Origin of the sequence: Porcincola sp. LCP21S3_C12 (assembly GCF_052118625.1) — a bacterium.
GTDB lineage: Bacteria > Bacillota > Clostridia > Lachnospirales > Lachnospiraceae > Porcincola.
Window position 1 is genome coordinate 1 of the sequence record NZ_JBQKGW010000093.1, and the last position, 307, is coordinate 307.

1 protein-coding gene is annotated in these 307 nt (G+C 56.0%); it reads left to right on the forward strand.

The window, feature by feature from the left end:
- Positions 1-307 (forward strand): terminase TerL endonuclease subunit (locus tag ACTQ1N_RS12825; protein ID WP_441957019.1); only part of this gene is annotated, 307 nt, incomplete at both ends.

A 307-nucleotide genomic window follows, 5' to 3' on the forward strand; every position in this document is an offset into this window, starting at 1 on the left:
CCATGAGGCGCTGGAAAATCCCGCCGAGGAAGCAGTGTTCAAGCAGCTGAGACTCAACATGTGGGTATCTAGTACGACCGCCTTCATTCCGGAGCAGGTCTTTGATCAGGGCAATGAGCCGATTGATCTGGACAGTCTCCGGGGAAGGGAATGTTACGGTGGACTCGATCTTTCCAGCACCGGCGACATCACCGCACTGGTTCTGATGTTCCCGCCTCGGGATGAGACGGAGAAATACATCTGCCTGCCGTTCTTCTGGGTGCCGGAAGATACGATTCCGATACGCGTGAGACGTGCATCGGTTCCG